This window comes from Leclercia adecarboxylata (genome assembly GCF_035787115.1).
Classification (GTDB): Bacteria; Pseudomonadota; Gammaproteobacteria; order Enterobacterales; family Enterobacteriaceae; genus Enterobacter; species Enterobacter adecarboxylatus_E.
In genome coordinates this window covers 498,212-517,894 of sequence record NZ_JALKTL010000003.1, presented here as the reverse complement: position 1 = coordinate 517,894, position 19,683 = coordinate 498,212, and the positions used below count along the sequence as shown (strand labels likewise).

Below are 19,683 nucleotides of genomic sequence, written 5' to 3'. Positions count from 1 at the left end.
AATAACAACAGGATAAAAGTTCAGTAATTAAAAGAAAATCAGGATAAATAACAGATTCACAGCTATTTATCCTGAAGGTAATTAGCGGCGACAAACGCTTACCAGCAGCTCTTCCATCCACTGATGACCTTTATCGCGCCCGGCGGCTTCATGCCAGGAAAGGTAGCATGTGCGCGAATTCAGATTCAAAGGCAGCGGCAATATTCGCAAGTTCAGCGGTCCGGCAAACTCTTCGGCCAACCAGCGCGGCGCAATGGCAACCAGTTGCGTCTGCGAGACAACATTTAAAACGCTGACCATCGCCATCCCCTGATAGGCCACGCAGGCCTGCCTGTCCGGAGTGTCATACCATGGCTGACTAAAGGATGCATAGCGATCAAGGGCAACCACGGCATGCTGTTCACGATAAATATCGCTTTCCAGCAGTGCGCCATGTAAACGCGGGTGAGTTTTGCTGGTCACCAGCACCATTTCATCTTTGAACAGTGGGATACAGGAAAATTCCGGACGGCGGAACTCTTCATAGCCAATAACGAACTCTGTTTCCTGGTAACGCAGCTGATGCTCTGTATTCTGATTAAGGGATGATTTGAAAACCAGATGAATATTAGGTGCGACCTGTTCAACTTTATTATAAATAAGCGAGGTCAGATAATTGTCGAGCGGGCTGCACACACACAAATGGAAAATACGTTCGCTGCTGGAGGAGTCGAAACCCGATCCCGGCAGCTCATTCTGCACTAACTGCAATGCCTGACGTACTGACGCAAACAGCTGAAATGCACGGGCAGTGGGCTGGATCCCACGTCCATAGCGAACAAACAATTCGTCGTTAAACATCACCTTAAGCCTGGCGACGGCGTTACTGACAGCGGGCTGAGACATCCCCAGCGACTGGGCGGCACGGGTGATGTTTTGCTCCTGCATCACCGCATCAAATACCGTTAACAGATTCAGATCCACCGTGCGGAGCTGCGGTTTTGCCCCATCCAAAGCGGCCGGTTTTTCAATTTTTTCTTCAGACATATCCTGCTCCACTGTCACGCTAAACTCCCTTTACTCGTCTGCAACAATAAATTTAAAAAATATGATTTATCACGCATATAAAACAAGAAAAAGAGAAATGTTACAAATTAGGAATATATAAATACCCGTCAACGGTGACAGGAGTAAGGTACAAGACAAGAGAACATGTTCAGATGAGTAAAAAAACATACCTGTCGATTAATGAGTCGAATGAAATCATAATTTACGCAAATAAACAATATGGCGTTCAGTTAAGGTATATTTAAGTTTTAATCAAATATTAATAGCACTTTAATTTAAATATTTAACATTTTACTATCAATGATATTACTTTCGCCTGCTTAACACGCTAAGCATTATGATAACGTAATGAAAGTTAACACATTCACAAGCTGGATGTATTGTTTCTAAAGTTTACGTAATTGCAATGAAGTATATTCAAATAAGTCAGATGATGAATGCAACGGCATTACGCAGAAGAACAAAATTGCCGAAAAGGGAAAAACCAGCACAATAAGCTAATTCGCTTTTCGCGGGTCGACAGGCCGAAAGACCGTTTTCACCTTCCGGGGGTTGACATCGCCGAGCGTATCCAGTACCACTAAAAGCATATCTAATTTATCTGGGGCATGATTCATGATTCGCAGCATTCGTTTCACCGGTCTACTACTACTAAACGCATCCACTGTGCGCGGTAGACTGGCGGGCGAAATTCAGCATTGAATCGTTCTCTGGTTAAGACAAAAAACCCGCGCCACTGCGCGGGTTTTTTTATGCTCGTAGCAAGGCGCCCAAATTCAGACAAGGACCTAACCCATGAGCCAGCAAGTCATTATTTTCGATACAACCTTACGTGACGGTGAACAGGCATTACAGGCAAGCCTGAGCGTTAAAGAAAAATTGCAGATTGCTCTGGCCCTTGAACGTATGGGCGTAGACGTCATGGAAGTGGGTTTCCCGGTCTCGTCTCCGGGGGATTTTGAGTCTGTGCAGACCATCGCTCGCACCATCAAAAATAGCCGGGTATGTGCGCTGGCTCGTTGCGTAGAGAAAGACATTGATGTCGCAGCAGAGTCGCTGAAAGTTGCCGAAGCTTTCCGCATTCACACCTTTATTGCTACCTCACCGATGCATATCGCCACCAAGCTGCGCAGCACGCTGGACGAGGTGATTGAGCGCTCCATCTATATGGTAAAACGCGCCCGCAATTATACCGATGACGTTGAGTTTTCTTGTGAAGATGCAGGCCGCACGCCGATTGACGATCTGGCCCGGGTAGTTGAAGCAGCCATCCATGCGGGTGCCACCACCATCAACATCCCGGACACCGTCGGCTACACCATGCCGTTCGAGTTCTCCAATATCATTACCGGGCTGTATGAGCGTGTGCCAAACATTGATAAAGCGATTATCTCTGTTCACACCCATGACGATTTAGGCCTGGCGGTGGGTAATGCTATTGCCGCGGTCCATGCCGGTGCGCGTCAGGTGGAAGGCGCCATGAACGGTATCGGTGAGCGCGCGGGCAACTGTTCGCTGGAAGAAGTGATCATGGCGATCAAAGTGCGTAAAGACATCATGAACGTGCAGACCCGCATCAATCATCAGGAAATCTGGCGCACCAGCCAGACCGTCAGCCAGATCTGCAACATGCCTGTTCCGGCGAACAAAGCGATTGTGGGTACCGGTGCCTTCGCCCACTCCTCCGGTATCCACCAGGACGGCGTACTGAAGAACCGCGAAAACTACGAAATCATGACCCCCGAATCCATCGGTCTGAATCAGGTGCAGTTGAACCTGACCTCCCGCTCCGGCCGTGCAGCAGTAAAACATCGCATGGAAGAGATGGGATATAAAGATACCGACTACAACATGGATCACCTGTACGACGCCTTCCTGAAACTGGCCGATAAGAAAGGTCAGGTCTTTGACTACGATCTGGAAGCGCTGGCGTTTATCAACAAACAACAGGAAGAGCCAGAGCATTTCCGTCTGGATTACTTCAGCGTGCAGTCAGGTTCAAGCGATATCGCCACCGCCTCCGTCAAGCTGGCCTGCGGTGATGAAGTGAAGGCCGAAGCGGCCAACGGTAACGGTCCGGTGGACGCCATCTATCAGGCCATTAACCGCGTCACCGAGTACGACGTTGAGCTGGTCAAATATGACCTGACGGCGAAAGGCCAGGGCAAAAACGCGCTGGGTCAGGTTGATATCGTGGTCAACTATAACGGTCGCCGCTTCCACGGTGTAGGTCTGGCGACCGATATCGTCGAGTCCTCCGCTAAAGCGATGGTTCACGTTCTGAACAATATCTGGCGCGCCGCGGAAGTTGAAAAAGAGTTGCAACGCAAAGCTCAGAATAAAGAGAACAATAAGGAAACCGTGTAATGTCGAAGAATTACCATATTGCTGTGTTACCGGGCGACGGAATTGGTCCGGAAGTTATGGCACAGGCACTGAAAGTTCTGGAAGCTGTCCGCACTCGTTTTGCGATGAAAATTACCACCAGTCACTACGATGTGGGCGGTATCGCGATCGATAACCAGGGGACGCCATTGCCGCAGGCAACGGTGACCGGCTGTGAGAATGCCGACGCGATCCTGTTCGGGTCAGTAGGTGGCCCGAAATGGGAACACCTGCCGCCGGCTGAGCAACCAGAGCGCGGCGCGCTGCTGCCATTGCGTAAACATTTCAAGCTGTTCAGCAACCTGCGTCCGGCCAAACTGTATCAGGGGCTGGAAGAGTTTTGCCCGCTGCGCGCCGATATCGCCGCCAACGGCTTCGACATTCTGTGCGTGCGTGAACTGACCGGCGGCATCTACTTCGGTCAGCCGAAAGGCCGCGAAGGCAGCGGCCAGCACGAAAAAGCGTTTGATACCGAGGTATATCACCGTTTCGAGATCGAACGTATCGCCCGTATCGCATTTGAATCGGCGCGTAAGCGCGGCCATAAAGTGACCTCTATCGATAAGGCGAACGTGCTGCAATCCTCGATCCTGTGGCGCGAAATCGTTAATGAGATCGCGCAGGCGTACCCGGACGTTCAGCTCTCACATATGTATATCGATAATGCCACCATGCAGCTGATTAAAGATCCGTCCCAGTTCGACGTCCTGCTGTGCTCTAACCTGTTCGGGGATATTCTCTCCGACGAGTGCGCGATGATCACCGGCTCCATGGGGATGCTGCCGTCCGCCAGCCTGAACGAAGAAGGTTTTGGCCTGTACGAACCGGCAGGCGGCTCCGCACCGGATATCGCAGGCAAAAACATTGCTAACCCGATTGCCCAGATCCTCTCCCTGGCACTGCTGCTGCGCTACAGCCTGGATGCTGACGACGCGGCAACGGCCATCGAAAGCGCCATCAACCGCGCGCTGGAAGAGGGCATTCGCACCGGTGATTTGGCCCGTGGCGCGGCCGCAGTCGGTACTGATGAAATGGGTGATATCATCGCCCGCTATGTCGCTGAAGGGGTGTAATCATGGCGAAGACGCTGTACGAAAAATTGTTTGATGCTCACGTGGTCTTCGAAGCGCCTGACGAAACCCCGCTGCTCTATATTGACCGCCACCTGGTGCATGAGGTGACGTCACCTCAGGCATTTGATGGCCTGCGCGCGCACCACCGTCCGGTGCGTCAGCCCGGTAAAACCTTTGCGACGATGGACCATAACGTCTCGACGCAGACGAAAGACATCAACGCTTCCGGCGAAATGGCCCGTATTCAGATGCAGGAGCTGATTAAGAACTGCAAAGAGTTTGGCGTTGAGCTGTACGATCTGAATCACCCGTATCAGGGTATTGTCCACGTAATGGGTCCTGAGCAGGGCATCACCCTGCCAGGCATGACCATCGTCTGCGGTGATTCCCATACCGCGACCCATGGCGCGTTCGGCGCGCTGGCATTCGGTATTGGTACGTCGGAAGTTGAACATGTGCTGGCGACCCAGACCCTGAAACAGGGCCGCGCCAAAACCATGAAAATTGAAGTCACCGGCGAGGCCGCACCCGGCATCACCGCCAAAGACATTGTGCTGGCGATCATCGGTAAAACCGGCAGCGCTGGCGGTACCGGGCATGTGGTGGAATTTTGCGGAAGCGCAATCCAGGCCCTGAGCATGGAAGGCCGTATGACGCTGTGCAACATGGCCATTGAAATGGGTGCCAAAGCCGGCCTGGTTGCGCCGGATGAAACGACCTTCAACTATGTGAAGGGCCGCTTGCACGCTCCAAAGGCTCAGGATTTTGACGAAGCGGTCGCGTACTGGAAAACCCTGAAAACTGACGACGGCGCGGTGTTCGACACCGTTGTCACTCTGCGCGCTGAAGAGATTGCGCCGCAGGTCACCTGGGGCACTAACCCGGGCCAGGTTATCTCCGTTAGCGACAATATTCCCGACCCGGCCTCGTTCGCCGATCCGGTTGAGCGCGCCAGCGCAGAGAAAGCGCTGGCCTATATGGGGCTGAAACCGGGCGTACCCTTGACCGACGTGAGCATTGATAAAGTATTTATCGGCTCCTGCACCAACTCGCGTATCGAAGATTTACGTGCGGCGGCAGAAGTCGCGAAAGGCCGTAAAGTCGCGCCAGGCGTGCAGGCGCTGGTGGTTCCTGGCTCCGGCCCGGTAAAAGCGCAGGCGGAAGCCGAAGGTCTGGATAAGATTTTCATTGAAGCAGGCTTTGAGTGGCGTCTGCCAGGTTGCTCCATGTGTCTGGCGATGAACAACGATCGCCTGAACCCAGGCGAGCGCTGCGCCTCCACCAGTAACCGTAACTTTGAAGGACGCCAGGGGCGCGGTGGGCGCACACATCTGGTCAGCCCGGCAATGGCCGCGGCAGCAGCAGTGACCGGCCATTTTGCCGATATTCGCAGCCTGAAATAAGGAGACCATCATGGCAGAGAAATTTACCCAACATACTGGCCTGGTGGTCCCACTGGACGCGGCTAACGTCGACACTGATGCCATCATTCCGAAGCAGTTTTTGCAGAAGGTGACCCGCACCGGTTTTGGTGCGCATCTGTTTAACGACTGGCGTTTTCTCGACGACAAAGGCGAAGTGCCGAACCCGGAGTTCGTGCTGAACTTCCCGGCCTTTAAAGGCGCGTCGATTCTGCTGGCGCGGGAAAACTTTGGCTGCGGCTCGTCGCGCGAGCATGCGCCCTGGGCGCTGACCGATTACGGTTTCAAAGTGGTGATTGCACCGAGCTTTGCCGATATCTTCTACGGTAACAGCTTCAATAACCAGCTGCTGCCGGTGACCTTAAGCGATGAGCAGGTCGACGAACTGTTTACGCTGGTGCAGGGCAACCCAGGCATCACTTTTGAAGTGGATCTGGAAGCGCAGGTGGTTAAAGCCGGGGATAAAACCTACAGCTTTACTATCGACGCGTTCCGCCGCCACTGCATGATTAACGGCCTGGACAGTATCGGGCTGACCCTGCAGCACGAAGACGCCATTGCGGCCTACGAGAGCAAGCAGCCGGCCTTTATGGGATAAATTAATGGCCCGCAAAGCGGGCCATTAAAAAGACGCCTGAGCCAACCCGTCACACTGGAAAAGCGGGGGAAACTCCCCCGCCCTCGCCTTAACGTTTCACATCGCAAGCTAACACCGCCGCCAGCTCTGTATGGTCCTGTCTGAACCGCAGCTCGCACAGCGAGTCACGAACCATCCTGGTGAAAGTCAATAAAGTCATACAGATCATCAACAAACCTGACAGCAGAGTACGTTTTGGCATTCCAGCCTCCTTATTGCTTTACAGCGATGAAGAGGCTGCCCTCATAGGGTCAGTTACGTTGAGTGGGGCTTTCTTCTGTTCACCCTCCCGGCAATGCTTCAGGCAAACAGCCTCAAGCACCCGCGTAAACTCTATTCGTATTACGCCCTGCTGTCAGAACGGGCGTTCATTTCGTGAAGCCGCCTTCCAGAATTTCATTCTCTTTCACGCGCCAGGTGAGCACCAGCGCTACCAGCGAAATAGCCGCAATCACCCAGTACACCACAGAGTGGCCATAGCTTTGCGCCAGCGCTCCCTGAACGATCCCCGCCAGAATTACCCCGGTTGAAATGCTGTTGGTGAACAAGGTAGTGGCCGAGCCTGCGCGCCCCGGCATCAGATCCTGGAACCAGAGCATACCGATCCCGGCGACGATCCCGATAAAGACCGCATTAAACAGCTGCAGGGCAAGCAGCGCTTCACGGCTGTGAAAGAGGATCAATCCCAGATAAAACAGCGCGCCGGCCGCCACTGCAATCACCATCATTCGCCGCTTGCCAAAATATTTGACGTAATAGCCTGCAAGGATCATCGCCGGGATTTCCAGCCCGGCGGCAGTTCCCATTAAGATCCCGGCCAGCTTGTCCGGCAGCCCCAGATCGCTGCTGATCCACAATGGCATATCGATGATGTACATGGTGTTGCAGGTCCACATCAGCGTGGAGGCGATAAACAGCCTGCGAACATTCTTGTCCTTCCAGCCGCTGATCTGCGTCACCGGAACGGCGGTGGCCGACTCCACCCGGCTAACGGAAGGCAGCGCGAAGGCAATCAGCGCCAGGCTGATGGCAAAAATGGCTGCCGCAATGGTGAACATGGCGGTAAAGCCATAGTTGAGCGCCAGCATAAACGCCAGCGGCGGGCCGATGACCCACGCCAGCGAAAGCTGCGCACGCATCACCGAGCTGAACATCACCACCTCACGCGCGGAGCTGTCGGCATATTCCCGTGCCAGGGCAAACAGTTGCGGCATGGCGGTGTTGGCCAGCGAGGCCAGCAGCACGCCACAGGTTAACAACGTCAGATAGTGACGATTAAAGGCAAACAGCAGCGCGTTGCCAATCGCCATCGCGCAGCAAAAGAGGATCAGCCTGCGGCGATCGCCCTGGCTGTCTGAACGCTTCGCCAGCCACAGGCTGACCAGGATCCCGGCGACGGCGTTGACCGTGTAGAACAGGCCCACCCAAAACGGCTCGGCGCCCACCTCACGGCTCAGGAACAGACTCAGGGTCGGCGCCTGCAGTGCTCCGGCTACGCCCATCATAAAAGCCACCATTAAAAAAGCGGCATAAACACCGTTGAGACGGCGTCCCATTGTCATTAACCAGAGCATCACTGTTCCCTTTAGCGCACGTGAAAACGAAAAAAGCCAGCAGATAATACCTGCTGGCGTGGTGATTGGCACCAATACTCAGTCACACATGATTGAAGCAATTCAGCGTTCAGAGGTCGACGTTGTCACCTCCCACTGCATCAGATCTTCCAGTATTTTCAGCCGCTGCTCTGCACACCGGCGGGCCAGCCAGGACACTCCCTTTGTCGCTGAGAAGTACTGTTGGTAAAACTGATTTGTGGCAGACCTCTTCATGTTCACCTCCTCACTTCATCGAAGTGAATTATTGGCTTAATATAGGGATTAATAAATTGCTGATTTTTTGTCAGGAGTTCCCCTTTTATGCCTTCTGGTCGTCTGCAACAACAATTCATTCGCCTGTGGCAGTGCTGTGACGGCCAGACCCGGGACACCACGCTCAGCGAGCTGGCCGAGTTACTCAGCTGTTCGCGTCGTCATATGCGCACCCTGCTTAACACCATGCAACAGCAGGGCTGGCTGAGCTGGGAAGCCGAAGCCGGACGCGGTAAGCGTTCGCGCCTCACCTTCCTGTACACCGGCCTGGCGCTTCAGCAACAGCGGGCGGAAGATCTGCTGGAGCAGGATCGCATTGAGCAGCTGGTGCAGCTGGTGGGGGATAAAGCCGCGGTACGCCAGATGCTGGTCTCCCATCTCGGGCGCAGCTTCCGCCAGGGCAAGCACATCCTGCGCGTGCTCTATTACCGCCCGATGAAAAACCTGTTGCCCGGCAGCGCGCTACGGCGCTCCGAAACCCATATGGCCCGGCAGATTTTTAGCGGGCTGACGCGTATAAATGAGGAAAATGGGGAACTGGAAGCCGATATTGCCCATCACTGGCAGCAACTCTCTCCCCTGCACTGGCGATTTTTTTTGCGCCCCGGCATCCATTTCCATCATGGTCGCGAGCTGGAGATGACCGATGTCATTGCCTCGCTGGCGCGCATCCGGGAACTTCCCCTCTATTCACACATCAGCCGGATCCAGTCGCCCACCGCCTGGACTCTTGATATCCAGCTCACCCAGCCCGACCGCTGGCTTCCCTGGCTTTTGGGGTATGTGCCGTCGATGATCCTGCCGCGCGAGTGGGAAACGATGCACAATTTTGCCAGCCATCCGGTTGGCACCGGGCCGTACGCCGTTTCCCGCAACAATAATAACCAGCTGAAAATCCGCGCCTTTGAGGAGTATTTTGGCTATCGGGCATTGATTGACGAAGTAAACGTCTGGGTGTTGCCGGATATCAACGAAGAGCTGAGCGTCGGCCTGACGCTGGAGGGCCCCACCGAAGGAGAGAAAGCGGTGGAGAGCCGCCTTGAGGAAGGCTGTTACTATCTGCTCTTCGACGCCCGCTCACATCGCGGCGCCAGCGCCGAGGTACGCCAGTGGATAAGCCGGATCCTTTCACCTGCTAACCTGATTTATCAGGCCGAAGAGGTATACCAGTCCTACTGGTTCCCGGCGTATGGCCTGCTGCCGCGCTGGCACCATGCCCGCCCGGGACGGGGCGACAAACCGGCCGGGCTGGAGAGCATCACTCTGACGTTCTATCGTGAACATATCGAACATCGGGTGATCGCGAGAATGATGAGCGAACTGTTGGCCGCTGAGCAGGTGACACTGAACATTCAGGAAGTCAGTTACGAGGAGTGGCATCGCGGCGAAGCCGTGAGCGACATCTGGCTCAACAGCGTCAACTTCACCCTGCCGCTGGATTTCTCGCTATTCTCGCATCTGTATGAAGTGCCGCTTCTGCAAAACTGCATCGTGCGTGACTGGCAGCAGGACGCCGCCCAGTGGCGCGCAGGCGAGATGAATCTTGCGATCTGGTGTCAGCAGCTTCTGGCGCAACAGGCGATCGTCCCACTGATCCACCACTGGCTGATGATCCAGGGGCAGCGCAGTATGCGCGGTTTGCGCATGAACACCCTGGGCTGGTTTGACTTTAAATCAGCGTGGTTTGCGCCACCGGAACCATAACACTTTCGTAATATTCACCAAATCATTACAATACCGCCGTTCTCAACGGGGTGCTGCGTGAAAACGTGTGCTGAGAAAATACCCGTCGAACCTGATCCGGATAACGCCGGCGAAGGGATTTGAGGCTGTCGCTCAAAATCCTTTGCCACTCTCAAACAATGAGGTGCAAAGTGTTCAAAACTGTTCTTTCCCTGCTGGCGCTGGTTGCGCTGCCTGCCGTTGCCAGTCCTGTACTGATGGTCTACACCTACGACTCTTTCGCTGCCGACTGGGGCCCGGGTCCGGCGGTCAAAAAGGCCTTTGAAGCCGACTGCAAATGCGAGCTGAAGTTCGTGGCGCTGGAAGATGGCGTCTCGCTGCTGAATCGCCTGCGCATGGAAGGCAAAAACAGCAAAGCCGACGTGGTGCTGGGTCTGGACAACAACCTGCTGGAAGCGGCGACGCAAACCGGGCTGTTCGCCAAAAGCGGCGTGGCGACCGATGCGGTTAACGTCCCTGGCGGCTGGAAGAACGACACCTTTGTGCCTTTCGATTACGGCTACTTCGCTTTTGTCTACGATAAAAACAAGCTGAAAAATCCGCCGAAAAGCCTGAAAGAGCTGGTGGAGAGCGATCGGAAATGGCGCGTGATCTATGAAGATCCACGTACCAGCACCCCGGGGCTGGGCCTGCTGCTGTGGATGCAAAAAGTGTACGGCGATAAGACCCCAGAGGCGTGGCAGAAACTGGCTGCCAAAACCGTCACCGTCACCAAAGGCTGGAGCGAAGCCTACGGCCTTTTCCTGAAGGGGGAGAGCGATCTGGTGCTGAGCTACACAACGTCCCCGGCCTATCACATCATTGAAGAGAAAAAAGAGAACTACGCCGCCGCCGATTTTGCCGAAGGCCACTATCTGCAGGTTGAAGTCGCCGCCCGTACCGCGGCCAGCAAACAGCCGGAACTGGCTGAGAAATTCCTGAAATTTATGGTTTCCCCGGCGTTCCAGAGCGCCATCCCGACCGGCAACTGGATGTATCCGGTCACGAACGTGACGTTACCGGCAGGTTTTGAGACCCTGGTGAAGCCGCAAACCACGCTGGAATTTACCCCGCAGGACGTCGCCGGGAAACGTGCAGCCTGGATCAGTGAATGGCAACGCGCCGTCAGCCGCTGATCGCCGGCTGGTTACTCCCGGGGCTGCTGGCCGCCACCCTGATGGTGACCGTCGCCCTGGGGGCATTTCTGGCGCTGTGGTTTAACGCGCCTGCCACCGATGTCGCAGCGCTGCTACACGACAGCTATCTGTGGCACGTTATCCGCTTCTCTTTCTGGCAGGCGTTTCTCTCCGCCCTGCTCTCCGTCGTGCCGGCCATTTTTCTTGCCCGCGCCCTCTACCGGCGCCGTTTCCCGGGCAGGCAGGCACTGCTGCGCCTGTGCGCCATGACCCTGATCCTGCCGGTGCTGGTGGCGATATTTGGCATTCTCAGCGTCTACGGGCGTCAGGGCTGGCTGGCCACCCTTTGCCAGGCGCTCGGGCTGGAGTGGTCCTTCTCGCCCTATGGCCTGCAGGGCATCCTGCTGGCGCACCTCTTTTTCAATATGCCGATGGCGACGCGCCTGCTGCTGCAGGCGCTGGAAAATATTCCCGGCGAGCAGCGCCAGCTCGCCGCCCAGCTCGGAATGCGCGGCTGGTCATTTTTCCGCTTTGTTGAGTGGCCGTGGTTACGCCGCCAGATCCCGCCGGTCGCCGCACTGATCTTTATGCTCTGCTTTGCCAGCTTCGCCACCGTGCTCTCACTCGGCGGCGGGCCGCAGGCCACCACCATCGAGCTGGCCATTTACCAGGCCCTGAGCTACGACTACGATCCGGGCCGTGCAGCACTGCTTGCGATAGTGCAGATGATTTGCTGCCTCGGGCTGGTAATGCTGAGCCAGCGGCTGGGTAAAGCCATTCCCGTGGGCGCCAGTCAGCTCACAGGCTGGCGCGATCCGCAGGACAGCCTGCGGAGCCGTCTGACTGATGGCCTGCTCATCACCTTCGCCCTGCTGCTGCTGCTCCCGCCGCTGCTTGCGGTGGTGGTCGATGGCCTGAACCTCAACCTGCTTGCGGTGCTGCAACAGCCGGTGCTGTGGCAGGCGCTGGGCACCTCGCTGCGCATTGCGCTGGGGGCCGGGCTGCTCTGCGTGCTGCTGACCATGATGCTGCTGTGGACCAGCCGCGAGCTGTATGCCCGCCAGGCGTTCGTGGCCGGACAGGCTCTGGATCTCAGCGGCATGCTGATTCTGGCGATGCCCGGCATCGTGCTGGCGAGCGGGTTTTTCCTGCTGTTCAACAGCACCGTCGGCCTGCCCGAATCGGCCGATGGCATTGTCATCTTCACCAACGCCCTGATGGCGATCCCCTACGCGCTGAAAGTGCTGGAAAACCCGATGCGCGATCTCAGCGCCCGCTATACCCTGCTTTGCGGTTCGCTGGGAATGCACGGCTGGCAGCGACTGAGGATGGTAGAGCTGCGCGCCCTGAAGCGACCGCTGGCTCAGGCCCTGGCCTTTGCCTGCGTGCTGTCAATTGGTGATTTCGGCGTGGTGGCGCTGTTTGGCAATGATGATTTCCGCACCCTGCCGTTCTGGCTTTATCAGCAGATAGGTTCGTATCGCAGCCAGGATGGCGCCGTCACGGCGCTGCTGCTGTTGCTGTTATGCTTTGCGTTATTTACCGTTATCGAAAAACTCCCGGGGCGTGATGTTAAAACTGACTGATGTAACCTGGCTTTATCAGCACCTGCCGATGCGCTTCACGTTAACCGTGCGCCAGGGCGAGCTCATCGCCGTGCTCGGCCCCAGCGGCGCAGGGAAAAGCACGCTTCTCAATCTGATCGCCGGTTTTCTGCAACCGGCCAACGGTAGCATCACCATTGATGGCCATGATCACACGCGCACGCCGCCTGCTGCGCGACCGGTGTCGATGCTGTTCCAGGAAAACAATCTTTTTACCCATCTGACCGTGCGTCAGAACATCGGTCTGGGTATGCATCCGGGCCTCAGGCTGAGCGCCGGGCAACAGCAGAAGCTCAGCAGCATTGCGCTTCAAATGGGCATCAGCGATCTGCTGGAGCGCCTGCCGGGGGAGCTCTCAGGCGGTCAGCGTCAGCGCGTCGCGCTGGCGCGCTGTCTGGTACGTGAACAGCCCATCCTGCTGCTGGACGAGCCTTTTTCGGCGCTCGACCCCGCGTTACGTCAGGAGATGCTGTTGCTGGTCAAAGAGGTGTGTGAGCGCCAGCAGCTGACGATGTTAATGGTGTCGCACAGCGTGGAGGATGCGGTCAGAATCGCCCGCCGTTCGGTGGTAATTGCTGATGGCCGTATCGCCTGGGATGGCGATACGGAACAGCTGGCAAGCGGCAAGGCCAGCGCGTCGCGCCTGCTGGGGATCCACTAGCCGCGGTCAGCGGCTGACAACCTTGAGCAGGATCTCACCATATACCGGCATCAGCGGGTGGCGAACCAGCATCACCAGTGCCACCAGCGCCACGCCCAGCGTGACGGGCGCCAGCCAGAGTAAGCGCCCACGCGGCAGATATTCGCTCAGACGATCCGATCCCGCTTTCCCGCTGCGCCATAGTCGCCAGCAGAGCCATGCCGCCAGCCACAACAGCAGCGCGGTCGCCAGCAAGAGCCATTTAAAGCCCCCACTTTGAGCATCGGCAGGAATATCAATCGCCGCGCCGGCGAGGATACCCGGCAGGAAGTAAACCGGCGGCCAGAACAGGCAGCCAATCAGGTTCGGCACGATAAATTTTGACACCGGCAGATCCAGCATCCCTGCCACCATCGGCACCAGCGGGCGCGTCGGGCCGACAAAGCGCCCCACCAGAATCGTAAACATGCTGTGCTGATGCAGGGCGTGCTCGGTTTTATCGAGCAGGGCTTTGTTCTTCTTCATGAATGACCAGCGGTGCAGTGGCTTTTTAAAGCGCCAGCCCAGCCAGAATGAGATCCAGTCGCCCAGCAGACAGCCAATGATCCCCGCCAGCCACGCCTGCCAGAAGTTAACCTCCCCGCTGCCAATGAGCGCGCCGAGCCCGGCCATCATCACCGTGCCGGGCAGGATCAGTCCAACCAGCGCCAGTGATTCGAGAAAAGCCACTAACGCCACGGCGAAGAGCGAGTAAATAACGGACTGGGTAATGAAATGTTCCAGCAATGCCTGCATAACAGTTCCGGTCAGGTGACGAAGCAGGGATTCTGCGAAGAGCGCCCTGCGGCGTCAAGACAACAATTGTCTGAATAGTTTACCGGGTGTGAACAAGATCCAGCGAATTTGTTTAGTTTTATTTACTTTTTATTCGCAGCCCGCGCGGAATTCGCTCGGGCTGGCGCCGGTGCATTTTTTGAAAACCCGGGAAAAGTAGAGCTGATCCTCAAAGCCCACGTTGCGCCCGACGGTGGCGATCGGCATGCGGGTGGTGCTGAGCAGCAGTTTGGCCTGGCTGATGCGCTGATCTTCGCGCCAGCTCAGCACGCTCACCCCAAGCTGCTGACGGAACAGATGCGACAGACGCGACGGCGACAGGCAGACATGCTGGGCGACGCTGGCAATATCGAACTGGCTGTCTGCCAGATGATCGCTGATGTACTGACAGGCTTCGCGCACCCGGTGATCCAGCGGTGGGTTCAGCGATTCGTTGATCGCCTCCATCCGGCGCAGCAGCAGCTGCTCCAGCAAATTGATGGCCAGCAGTTCGGCATAGCGTCCGCCGGCCTGTCCGGCCTCGATGATCTGGGCAAAGAGTTCACGAAACTGCGGCTGATGCGCTTCATCCGGGCGATAAAAACCGGTATGGGCAAACATCGACGGCCAGGCCAGCCACTCCTGCCAGTAGGCGCGCGGACGGAAATAGACCCACTGGTGATACCACTCCCGGGCATCGGGATGACGGCCATAGTGATGAATTTCTCCCGGCGGGAAGAGCAGAATATCGCCCGGACGGCAGACAAAGGTCCGATCACCATTCTTGATGACCCCTTCTCCGCGCACGGTCAGGTTGAGGATATAGCCCTTCATCCCCAGCGGTCGGTCAACGTAAAAATCGAGATACCCTTCAGCCTCAATAGGCGTCAGTCCCGCAACCAGATGCGCGTTAAACGAGTAGCCCGGCAGCAGGGGATCGCTTTGTGTTTCAGCCATATTTTCAGTACTCCCGGCGGTCCCGAAGGAAACCATTTGTCCATATCATCAAAAGCGACATAAAAAGGGGGCACTTAAAGATCGAAAAGATATCAGCCCGCTTTTAGGTCCGCCATCATAACGCTTCCGTTGCGATTTATCCGTAACATCGAGCGGTTCGGCAGTAACAAAAGTGTCTATAACCACGGCAGAAATGTCCACATTGAATATTTGCACGGCGTCACACTTTCTCATGTCACAGCAAAATCATCCATAAGATTAGCGGATCCTGCCTGACGATTTTCCCCCTCACTCTCTAATGTTCATTCATATCTGTTTTTTGATGGAGCAACACCATGGCAATTGCAATTGGCCTCGATTTTGGCAGTGACTCAGTACGTGCCCTGGCAGTGGAGTGCACGACGGGTCAGGAGATAGCGACCAGCGTAGAGTGGTATCCGCGCTGGCAGGAGGGGCGCTTTTGCGATGCGCCGAACAATCAGTTCCGCCATCATCCACGCGACTATATCGAGTCGATGGAAGCGGCAATCAAAACCGTACTGGCAGAGTTAAGCGCGGAGCAGCGCGCTCAGATCGTCGGCATTGGCGTGGACAGCACCGGCTCAACCCCGGCGCCCATCGACGCCGACGGCCACGTCCTGGCGCTGCACCCGGCGTTCGCGGATAACCCGAACGCCATGTTCGTGCTGTGGAAAGACCATACCGCGGTGGAAGAAGCCGAAGCCATCACCCGTTTGTGCCATCAGCCGGGCAAAAATGACTACTCCCGCTACATCGGCGGCATTTATTCGAGCGAATGGTTCTGGGCGAAGATCCTGCACGTCACCCGTCAGGATCCGCAGGTGGCGCAGGCGGCCGTCTCCTGGATTGAGCTGTGTGACTGGGTACCTGCCCTGCTCTCTGGCACCACCCGCCCGCAGGCGATCCGTCGCGGTCGCTGCAGCGCCGGGCATAAATCCCTCTGGCATGAAAGCTGGGGTGGCCTGCCGCCTGCCGCCTTCTTTGATGAACTCGACCCGATCATCAACCAGAACCTCGACTATCCGCTCTTTACTGATACCTGGACGGCGGATATCCCGGTCGGCACGCTGTGCGCCGAGTGGGCGGAACGCCTTGGACTGCCACAGACCGTTGCCATCTCCGGCGGCGCATTTGACTGCCACATGGGCGCAGTCGGTGCGGGCGCACAGCCTAACACGTTGGTGAAAGTGATCGGCACCTCCACCTGCGACATCCTGACGGCGGATAAAGCCAGCGTCGGCGATCGCGCCGTGAAAGGCATCTGCGGCCAGGTCGATGGCAGCGTGGTGCCCGACTTTATCGGCCTGGAAGCGGGTCAGTCCGCCTTCGGCGACATCTACGCCTGGTTTGGTCGCGTGCTGGGCTGGCCGCTGGATCAGCTGGCCGCCGCCCATCCTGAACTAAAAACCCAGATTGCTGAGAGCAAAAAACAGCTGCTGCCGCAGCTGACGGATGCCTGGGCGAAGAATCCTTCCCTTGATCATCTCCCGGTGGTCCTCGACTGGTTTAACGGTCGCCGCACGCCGAATGCCAACCAGCGCCTGAAAGGGGTGATCACCGATCTCAACCTCGCCACCGATGCCCCGGCGCTGTTCGGCGGGCTGGTGGCTGCCACCGCCTTTGGCGCACGCGCCATTATGGAGTGCTTCACCGAACAGGGGATCGCCGTCAATGAGGTGATGGCCCTGGGCGGTATCGCCCGTAAGAACCCGGTGATCATGCAGGCCTGCTGCGACGTGTTGAACCGTCCGCTGCAGATTGTCGCCTCGGATCAGTGCTGTGCCCTGGGCGCGGCGATCTTCGCCGCGGTGGCGGCGGGCGTACATGCCGATATCCCGACGGCGCAACAGCATATGGCGAGCAAGGTGGAAAGCACCCTGCAGCCGCGCGCGCAGCAGGCGCAACGTTTTGAACAGCTTTATCAGCGCTACCAGCAGTGGGCGAAGAGCGCTGAGCAGCACTATCTCCCTGTCGCCGCCCCGGTTAAGAGCATCCCGGAATCTACGGCAACCCTGACACATTAAGGACACGATAATGACGATTTTTAATAATTATGAAGTGTGGTTTGTGATTGGTAGCCAGCATCTTTACGGGCCGGAAGCCCTGCGCCAGGTGACTCAGCACGCCGAACATGTGGTTAACGCCCTGAATGCGGAAGCAAAACTGCCGTGCAAACTGGTGCTGAAACCGCTGGGCACCTCGCCGGATGAAATCACCCACATCTGCCGCGACGCCAACTACGATGACAAATGCGCGGGTCTGGTGGTGTGGCTGCACACCTTCTCCCCGGCCAAAATGTGGATCAACGGCCTTTCTATTCTCAACAAACCGCTTTTGCAGTTCCATACCCAGTTCAACGCGGCGCTGCCGTGGGACAGCATCGACATGGACTTCATGAACCTGAACCAGACCGCTCACGGCGGCCGCGAGTTCGGCTTCATCGGCGCGCGTATGCGTCAGCAGCACGCGGTGGTAACCGGCCACTGGCAGGACAAACAGGCTCATCAGCGTATTGGCTCCTGGATGCGCCAGGCGGTATCGAAGCAGGATACCCGCCAGCTGAAAGTGGTGCGCTTCGGCGACAACATGCGTGAAGTGGCGGTAACCGACGGCGATAAAGTGGCCGCGCAGATTAAATTTGGCTTTTCCGTTAACACCTGGGCGGTGGGCGACCTGGTGCAGGTGGTCAATGAAATCAGCGATGGCGACGTGAATGCGCTGGTGGATGAGTATGAAAGCAGCTATCGCCTGACGGCGGCGGCGCAGGTGAATGGTGATAAGCGCCAGAACGTGCTGGATGCGGCCCGTATCGAGCTGGGCATGAAGCGCTTCCTGGAACAGGGCGGCTTCCATGCTTTCACCACCACCTTTGAAGATCTTCACGGCCTCAAGCAGCTGCCAGGCCTGGCGGTACAACGTCTGATGCAGCAGGGCTACGGTTTTGCCGGTGAAGGCGACTGGAAAACTGCCGCTCTGCTACGCATCATGAAAGTGATGTCGACCGGTCTGCAGGGCGGCACCTCCTTTATGGAGGATTACACCTACCACTTCGAGAACGGCAACGATCTGGTGCTGGGCTCGCACATGCTGGAAGTCTGTCCGTCGATCGCCGTGGATGAAAAACCGATCCTTGACGTGCAGCACCTCGGCATCGGCGGCAAGGCCGATCCGGCGCGTTTGATCTTCAACACCCGCACCGGTCCGGCCATTAACGCCAGCCTGATCGATCTGGGCGATCGCTTCCGCCTGCTGGTGAACTGCGTCGATGCCGTAGAAACCCCGCATTCCCTGCCAAAACTGCCGGTGGCGAACGCGCTGTGGAAAGCGCAGCCGGATCTGGCGACCGCTTCTGAAGCCTGGATCGTGGCGGGTGGCGCGCACCATACCGTCTTCAGCCATGCGCTGGATCTCAACGACATGCGTCAGTTCGCCGAACTGCACGACATCGAACTGACGGTCATTGATAACGACACCCGTCTGCCGGCCTTTAAAGATGCGCTGCGCTGGAACGAAGTCTACTACGGTTCAAAACGTTAACAGGGGAACCTTTGGCCTGCCGCAGGGCGGGCCTTTTTTCCTGGAGGATACATGCTGGAAGATCTCAAACGTCAGGTGCTTGAAGCCAACCTGGCCCTGCCTGAACATAATCTCGTTACCCTCACCTGGGGCAACGTCAGTGCCGTCGACCGTGAAGCAGGCGTGTTCGTGATTAAACCATCCGGCGTCGACTACCGGGTGATGACCGCCGAGGATATGGTGGTGGTCAGCCTTGCCACCGGTGAGGTGGTTGAAGGGAAGAAAAAGCCCTCTTCCGATACCCCAACCCACCGCCTGCTGTACCAGGCCTTCCCGTCCATCGGCGGCATCGTTCATACTCACTCCCGTCACGCGACTATCTGGGCGCAGGCGGGCCAGCCAATCCCGGCAACCGGCACCACCCACGCCGACTACTTCTATGGCACCATCCCCTGCACCCGCAAGATGACCGATGCTGAGATCAACGGCGAGTATGAGTGGGAAACCGGCAATGTTATTGTCGAAACCTTCGAGAAACAGGGAATCGATGCCGCGCAGATGCCGGGGGTGCTGGTTCACTCTCACGGCCCATTCGCATGGGGGAAAAATGCCGAAGATGCCGTGCATAACGCCATCGTGCTGGAAGAGGTGGCCTATATGGGCATCTTCTGTCGCCAGCTGGCGCCGCAGCTGCCGGATATGCAACAAACCCTGCTGGATAAGCATTACCTGCGCAAGCACGGCGCGAAGGCGTACTACGGGCAGTAAAACATGCCCCTCACCCTAACCCTCTCCCCGGAGGGGAGAGGGAACCGCACGGTGCGGTCTTTTCCCCCTCGCCCC

The 19,683-nt window shown here is 57.0% G+C and carries 18 protein-coding genes and 1 riboswitch; of the genes, 12 read left to right on the top strand and 6 right to left on the bottom strand.

The features are described 5' to 3' along the window. Positions 1-81: 81 nt before the first annotated feature. Positions 82-1,026 (bottom strand): transcriptional regulator LeuO, encoded by a 945-nt coding sequence (gene leuO, locus MXM41_RS13270; RefSeq protein ID WP_325932452.1) that lies wholly within the window; start codon positions 1,024-1,026, stop codon positions 82-84. A 636-nt stretch (positions 1,027-1,662) separates the two neighbouring features. Between leuO and leuL the strand changes: the two genes are divergently transcribed. The 5 genes from leuL to leuD all read left to right on the top strand — a co-directional run bounded on the left by leuL (position 1,663) and on the right by leuD (position 6,524). Next, positions 1,663-1,749, top strand: a complete 87-nt coding sequence (gene leuL, locus MXM41_RS22845) for a leu operon leader peptide (RefSeq protein ID WP_142490058.1) — start codon at positions 1,663-1,665, stop codon at positions 1,747-1,749. A 93-nt stretch (positions 1,750-1,842) separates the two neighbouring features. Then, positions 1,843-3,414 (top strand): 2-isopropylmalate synthase, encoded by a 1,572-nt coding sequence (leuA, locus tag MXM41_RS13265; RefSeq protein WP_325932450.1) that lies wholly within the window; start codon positions 1,843-1,845, stop codon positions 3,412-3,414. Then, complete coding sequence (leuB, locus tag MXM41_RS13260; RefSeq protein WP_325932449.1) at positions 3,414-4,505, top strand: 3-isopropylmalate dehydrogenase; 1,092 nt, start codon at positions 3,414-3,416, stop codon at positions 4,503-4,505. The genes leuA and leuB overlap by 1 nt, the downstream gene beginning before the upstream one ends. A 2-nt stretch (positions 4,506-4,507) precedes the next feature. Beyond that, on the top strand, positions 4,508-5,908 hold the full coding sequence (gene leuC, locus MXM41_RS13255) for a 3-isopropylmalate dehydratase large subunit (protein WP_325932448.1): 1,401 nt from the start codon (positions 4,508-4,510) through the stop codon (positions 5,906-5,908). 10 nt (positions 5,909-5,918) lie between these two features. Then, positions 5,919-6,524, top strand: a complete 606-nt coding sequence (gene leuD / locus MXM41_RS13250; RefSeq protein WP_325932446.1) for a 3-isopropylmalate dehydratase small subunit — start codon at positions 5,919-5,921, stop codon at positions 6,522-6,524. Positions 6,525-6,612: 88 nt separating this feature from the next. Here leuD and MXM41_RS13245 read toward each other — a convergent pair whose 3' ends face one another. From MXM41_RS13245 to sgrT, 3 genes are all read right to left on the bottom strand, one after another. Further along, positions 6,613-6,765: a Hok/Gef family protein gene (locus tag MXM41_RS13245; RefSeq protein WP_325932445.1), complete on the bottom strand. Its 153-nt coding sequence runs from the start codon at positions 6,763-6,765 to the stop codon at positions 6,613-6,615. A gap of 166 nt (positions 6,766-6,931) precedes the next feature. After that, complete coding sequence (locus tag MXM41_RS13240; RefSeq protein ID WP_325932444.1) at positions 6,932-8,137, bottom strand: sugar efflux transporter; 1,206 nt, start codon at positions 8,135-8,137, stop codon at positions 6,932-6,934. Positions 8,138-8,239: 102 nt separating this feature from the next. Further along, positions 8,240-8,392, bottom strand: a complete 153-nt coding sequence (gene sgrT / locus MXM41_RS13235; protein WP_072036676.1) for a glucose uptake inhibitor SgrT — start codon at positions 8,390-8,392, stop codon at positions 8,240-8,242. Between the two features lie 87 nt (positions 8,393-8,479). Here sgrT and sgrR point away from each other — a divergent pair, with 87 nt between their 5' ends. The 4 genes from sgrR to thiQ all read left to right on the top strand — a co-directional run bounded on the left by sgrR (position 8,480) and on the right by thiQ (position 13,554). Further along, positions 8,480-10,135 (top strand): HTH-type transcriptional regulator SgrR, encoded by a 1,656-nt coding sequence (sgrR, locus tag MXM41_RS13230; RefSeq protein WP_325932443.1) that lies wholly within the window; start codon positions 8,480-8,482, stop codon positions 10,133-10,135. 36 nt (positions 10,136-10,171) lie between these two features. Then, positions 10,172-10,271: riboswitch (TPP riboswitch) on the top strand. A 34-nt stretch (positions 10,272-10,305) separates the two neighbouring features. After that, the gene (gene thiB, locus MXM41_RS13225; protein ID WP_325932442.1) at positions 10,306-11,289 is read left to right on the top strand and encodes a thiamine ABC transporter substrate binding subunit; all 984 of its coding nucleotides are present in this window, start codon (positions 10,306-10,308) and stop codon (positions 11,287-11,289) included. Continuing rightward, entirely contained in the window at positions 11,265-12,875 is a 1,611-nt protein-coding gene (thiP, locus tag MXM41_RS13220; protein WP_325932441.1) for a thiamine/thiamine pyrophosphate ABC transporter permease ThiP, read from the top strand. The genes thiB and thiP overlap by 25 nt, the downstream gene beginning before the upstream one ends. Continuing rightward, positions 12,859-13,554, top strand: coding sequence for a thiamine ABC transporter ATP-binding protein ThiQ (thiQ, locus tag MXM41_RS13215; RefSeq protein WP_325932439.1), 696 nt, complete (start codon positions 12,859-12,861; stop codon positions 13,552-13,554). The genes thiP and thiQ overlap by 17 nt, the downstream gene beginning before the upstream one ends. A 6-nt stretch (positions 13,555-13,560) precedes the next feature. On the opposite strand, the gene MXM41_RS13210 is transcribed toward thiQ, so the two are convergent. Both MXM41_RS13210 and araC read right to left on the bottom strand, forming a co-directional pair. Next, a complete protein-coding gene (locus MXM41_RS13210; protein ID WP_325932438.1) occupies positions 13,561-14,328 on the bottom strand; it encodes a DedA family protein in 768 nt (255 codons plus the stop codon). 129 nt (positions 14,329-14,457) lie between these two features. Continuing rightward, complete coding sequence (gene araC, locus MXM41_RS13205; protein WP_325932437.1) at positions 14,458-15,303, bottom strand: arabinose operon transcriptional regulator AraC; 846 nt, start codon at positions 15,301-15,303, stop codon at positions 14,458-14,460. Between the two features lie 335 nt (positions 15,304-15,638). Here araC and araB point away from each other — a divergent pair, with 335 nt between their 5' ends. Genes araB through araD form a run of 3 tightly spaced genes read left to right on the top strand, consistent with a single transcriptional unit; the run spans position 15,639 to position 19,608 of the window. Then, positions 15,639-17,348, top strand: a complete 1,710-nt coding sequence (gene araB / locus MXM41_RS13200) for a ribulokinase (protein WP_325932436.1) — start codon at positions 15,639-15,641, stop codon at positions 17,346-17,348. A gap of 10 nt (positions 17,349-17,358) precedes the next feature. Then, positions 17,359-18,861 (top strand): L-arabinose isomerase, encoded by a 1,503-nt coding sequence (gene araA, locus MXM41_RS13195; RefSeq protein WP_039030399.1) that lies wholly within the window; start codon positions 17,359-17,361, stop codon positions 18,859-18,861. Positions 18,862-18,912: 51 nt separating this feature from the next. Further along, positions 18,913-19,608: an L-ribulose-5-phosphate 4-epimerase gene (gene araD, locus MXM41_RS13190; protein ID WP_325932435.1), complete on the top strand. Its 696-nt coding sequence runs from the start codon at positions 18,913-18,915 to the stop codon at positions 19,606-19,608. Positions 19,609-19,683: the final 75 nt, after the last annotated feature.

What these genes read in the sequence shown, in the direction of transcription:
- leuO (WP_325932452.1), bottom strand. Translation starts at nt 1,026, where the DNA reads ATGTCTGAAGAAAAAATTGAAAAACCGGCCGCTTTGGATGGGGCAAAA.
- leuL (WP_142490058.1), top strand. Translation starts at nt 1,663, where the DNA reads ATGATTCGCAGCATTCGTTTCACCGGTCTACTACTACTAAACGCATCC.
- leuA (WP_325932450.1), top strand. Translation starts at nt 1,843, where the DNA reads ATGAGCCAGCAAGTCATTATTTTCGATACAACCTTACGTGACGGTGAA.
- leuB (WP_325932449.1), top strand. Translation starts at nt 3,414, where the DNA reads ATGTCGAAGAATTACCATATTGCTGTGTTACCGGGCGACGGAATTGGT.
- leuC (WP_325932448.1), top strand. Translation starts at nt 4,508, where the DNA reads ATGGCGAAGACGCTGTACGAAAAATTGTTTGATGCTCACGTGGTCTTC.
- leuD (WP_325932446.1), top strand. Translation starts at nt 5,919, where the DNA reads ATGGCAGAGAAATTTACCCAACATACTGGCCTGGTGGTCCCACTGGAC.
- MXM41_RS13245 (WP_325932445.1), bottom strand. Translation starts at nt 6,765, where the DNA reads ATGCCAAAACGTACTCTGCTGTCAGGTTTGTTGATGATCTGTATGACT.
- MXM41_RS13240 (WP_325932444.1), bottom strand. Translation starts at nt 8,137, where the DNA reads ATGCTCTGGTTAATGACAATGGGACGCCGTCTCAACGGTGTTTATGCC.
- sgrT (WP_072036676.1), bottom strand. Translation starts at nt 8,392, where the DNA reads ATGAAGAGGTCTGCCACAAATCAGTTTTACCAACAGTACTTCTCAGCG.
- sgrR (WP_325932443.1), top strand. Translation starts at nt 8,480, where the DNA reads ATGCCTTCTGGTCGTCTGCAACAACAATTCATTCGCCTGTGGCAGTGC.
- thiP (WP_325932441.1), top strand. Translation starts at nt 11,265, where the DNA reads ATGGCAACGCGCCGTCAGCCGCTGATCGCCGGCTGGTTACTCCCGGGG.
- thiQ (WP_325932439.1), top strand. Translation starts at nt 12,859, where the DNA reads ATGTTAAAACTGACTGATGTAACCTGGCTTTATCAGCACCTGCCGATG.
- MXM41_RS13210 (WP_325932438.1), bottom strand. Translation starts at nt 14,328, where the DNA reads ATGCAGGCATTGCTGGAACATTTCATTACCCAGTCCGTTATTTACTCG.
- araC (WP_325932437.1), bottom strand. Translation starts at nt 15,303, where the DNA reads ATGGCTGAAACACAAAGCGATCCCCTGCTGCCGGGCTACTCGTTTAAC.
- araB (WP_325932436.1), top strand. Translation starts at nt 15,639, where the DNA reads ATGGCAATTGCAATTGGCCTCGATTTTGGCAGTGACTCAGTACGTGCC.
- araA (WP_039030399.1), top strand. Translation starts at nt 17,359, where the DNA reads ATGACGATTTTTAATAATTATGAAGTGTGGTTTGTGATTGGTAGCCAG.
- araD (WP_325932435.1), top strand. Translation starts at nt 18,913, where the DNA reads ATGCTGGAAGATCTCAAACGTCAGGTGCTTGAAGCCAACCTGGCCCTG.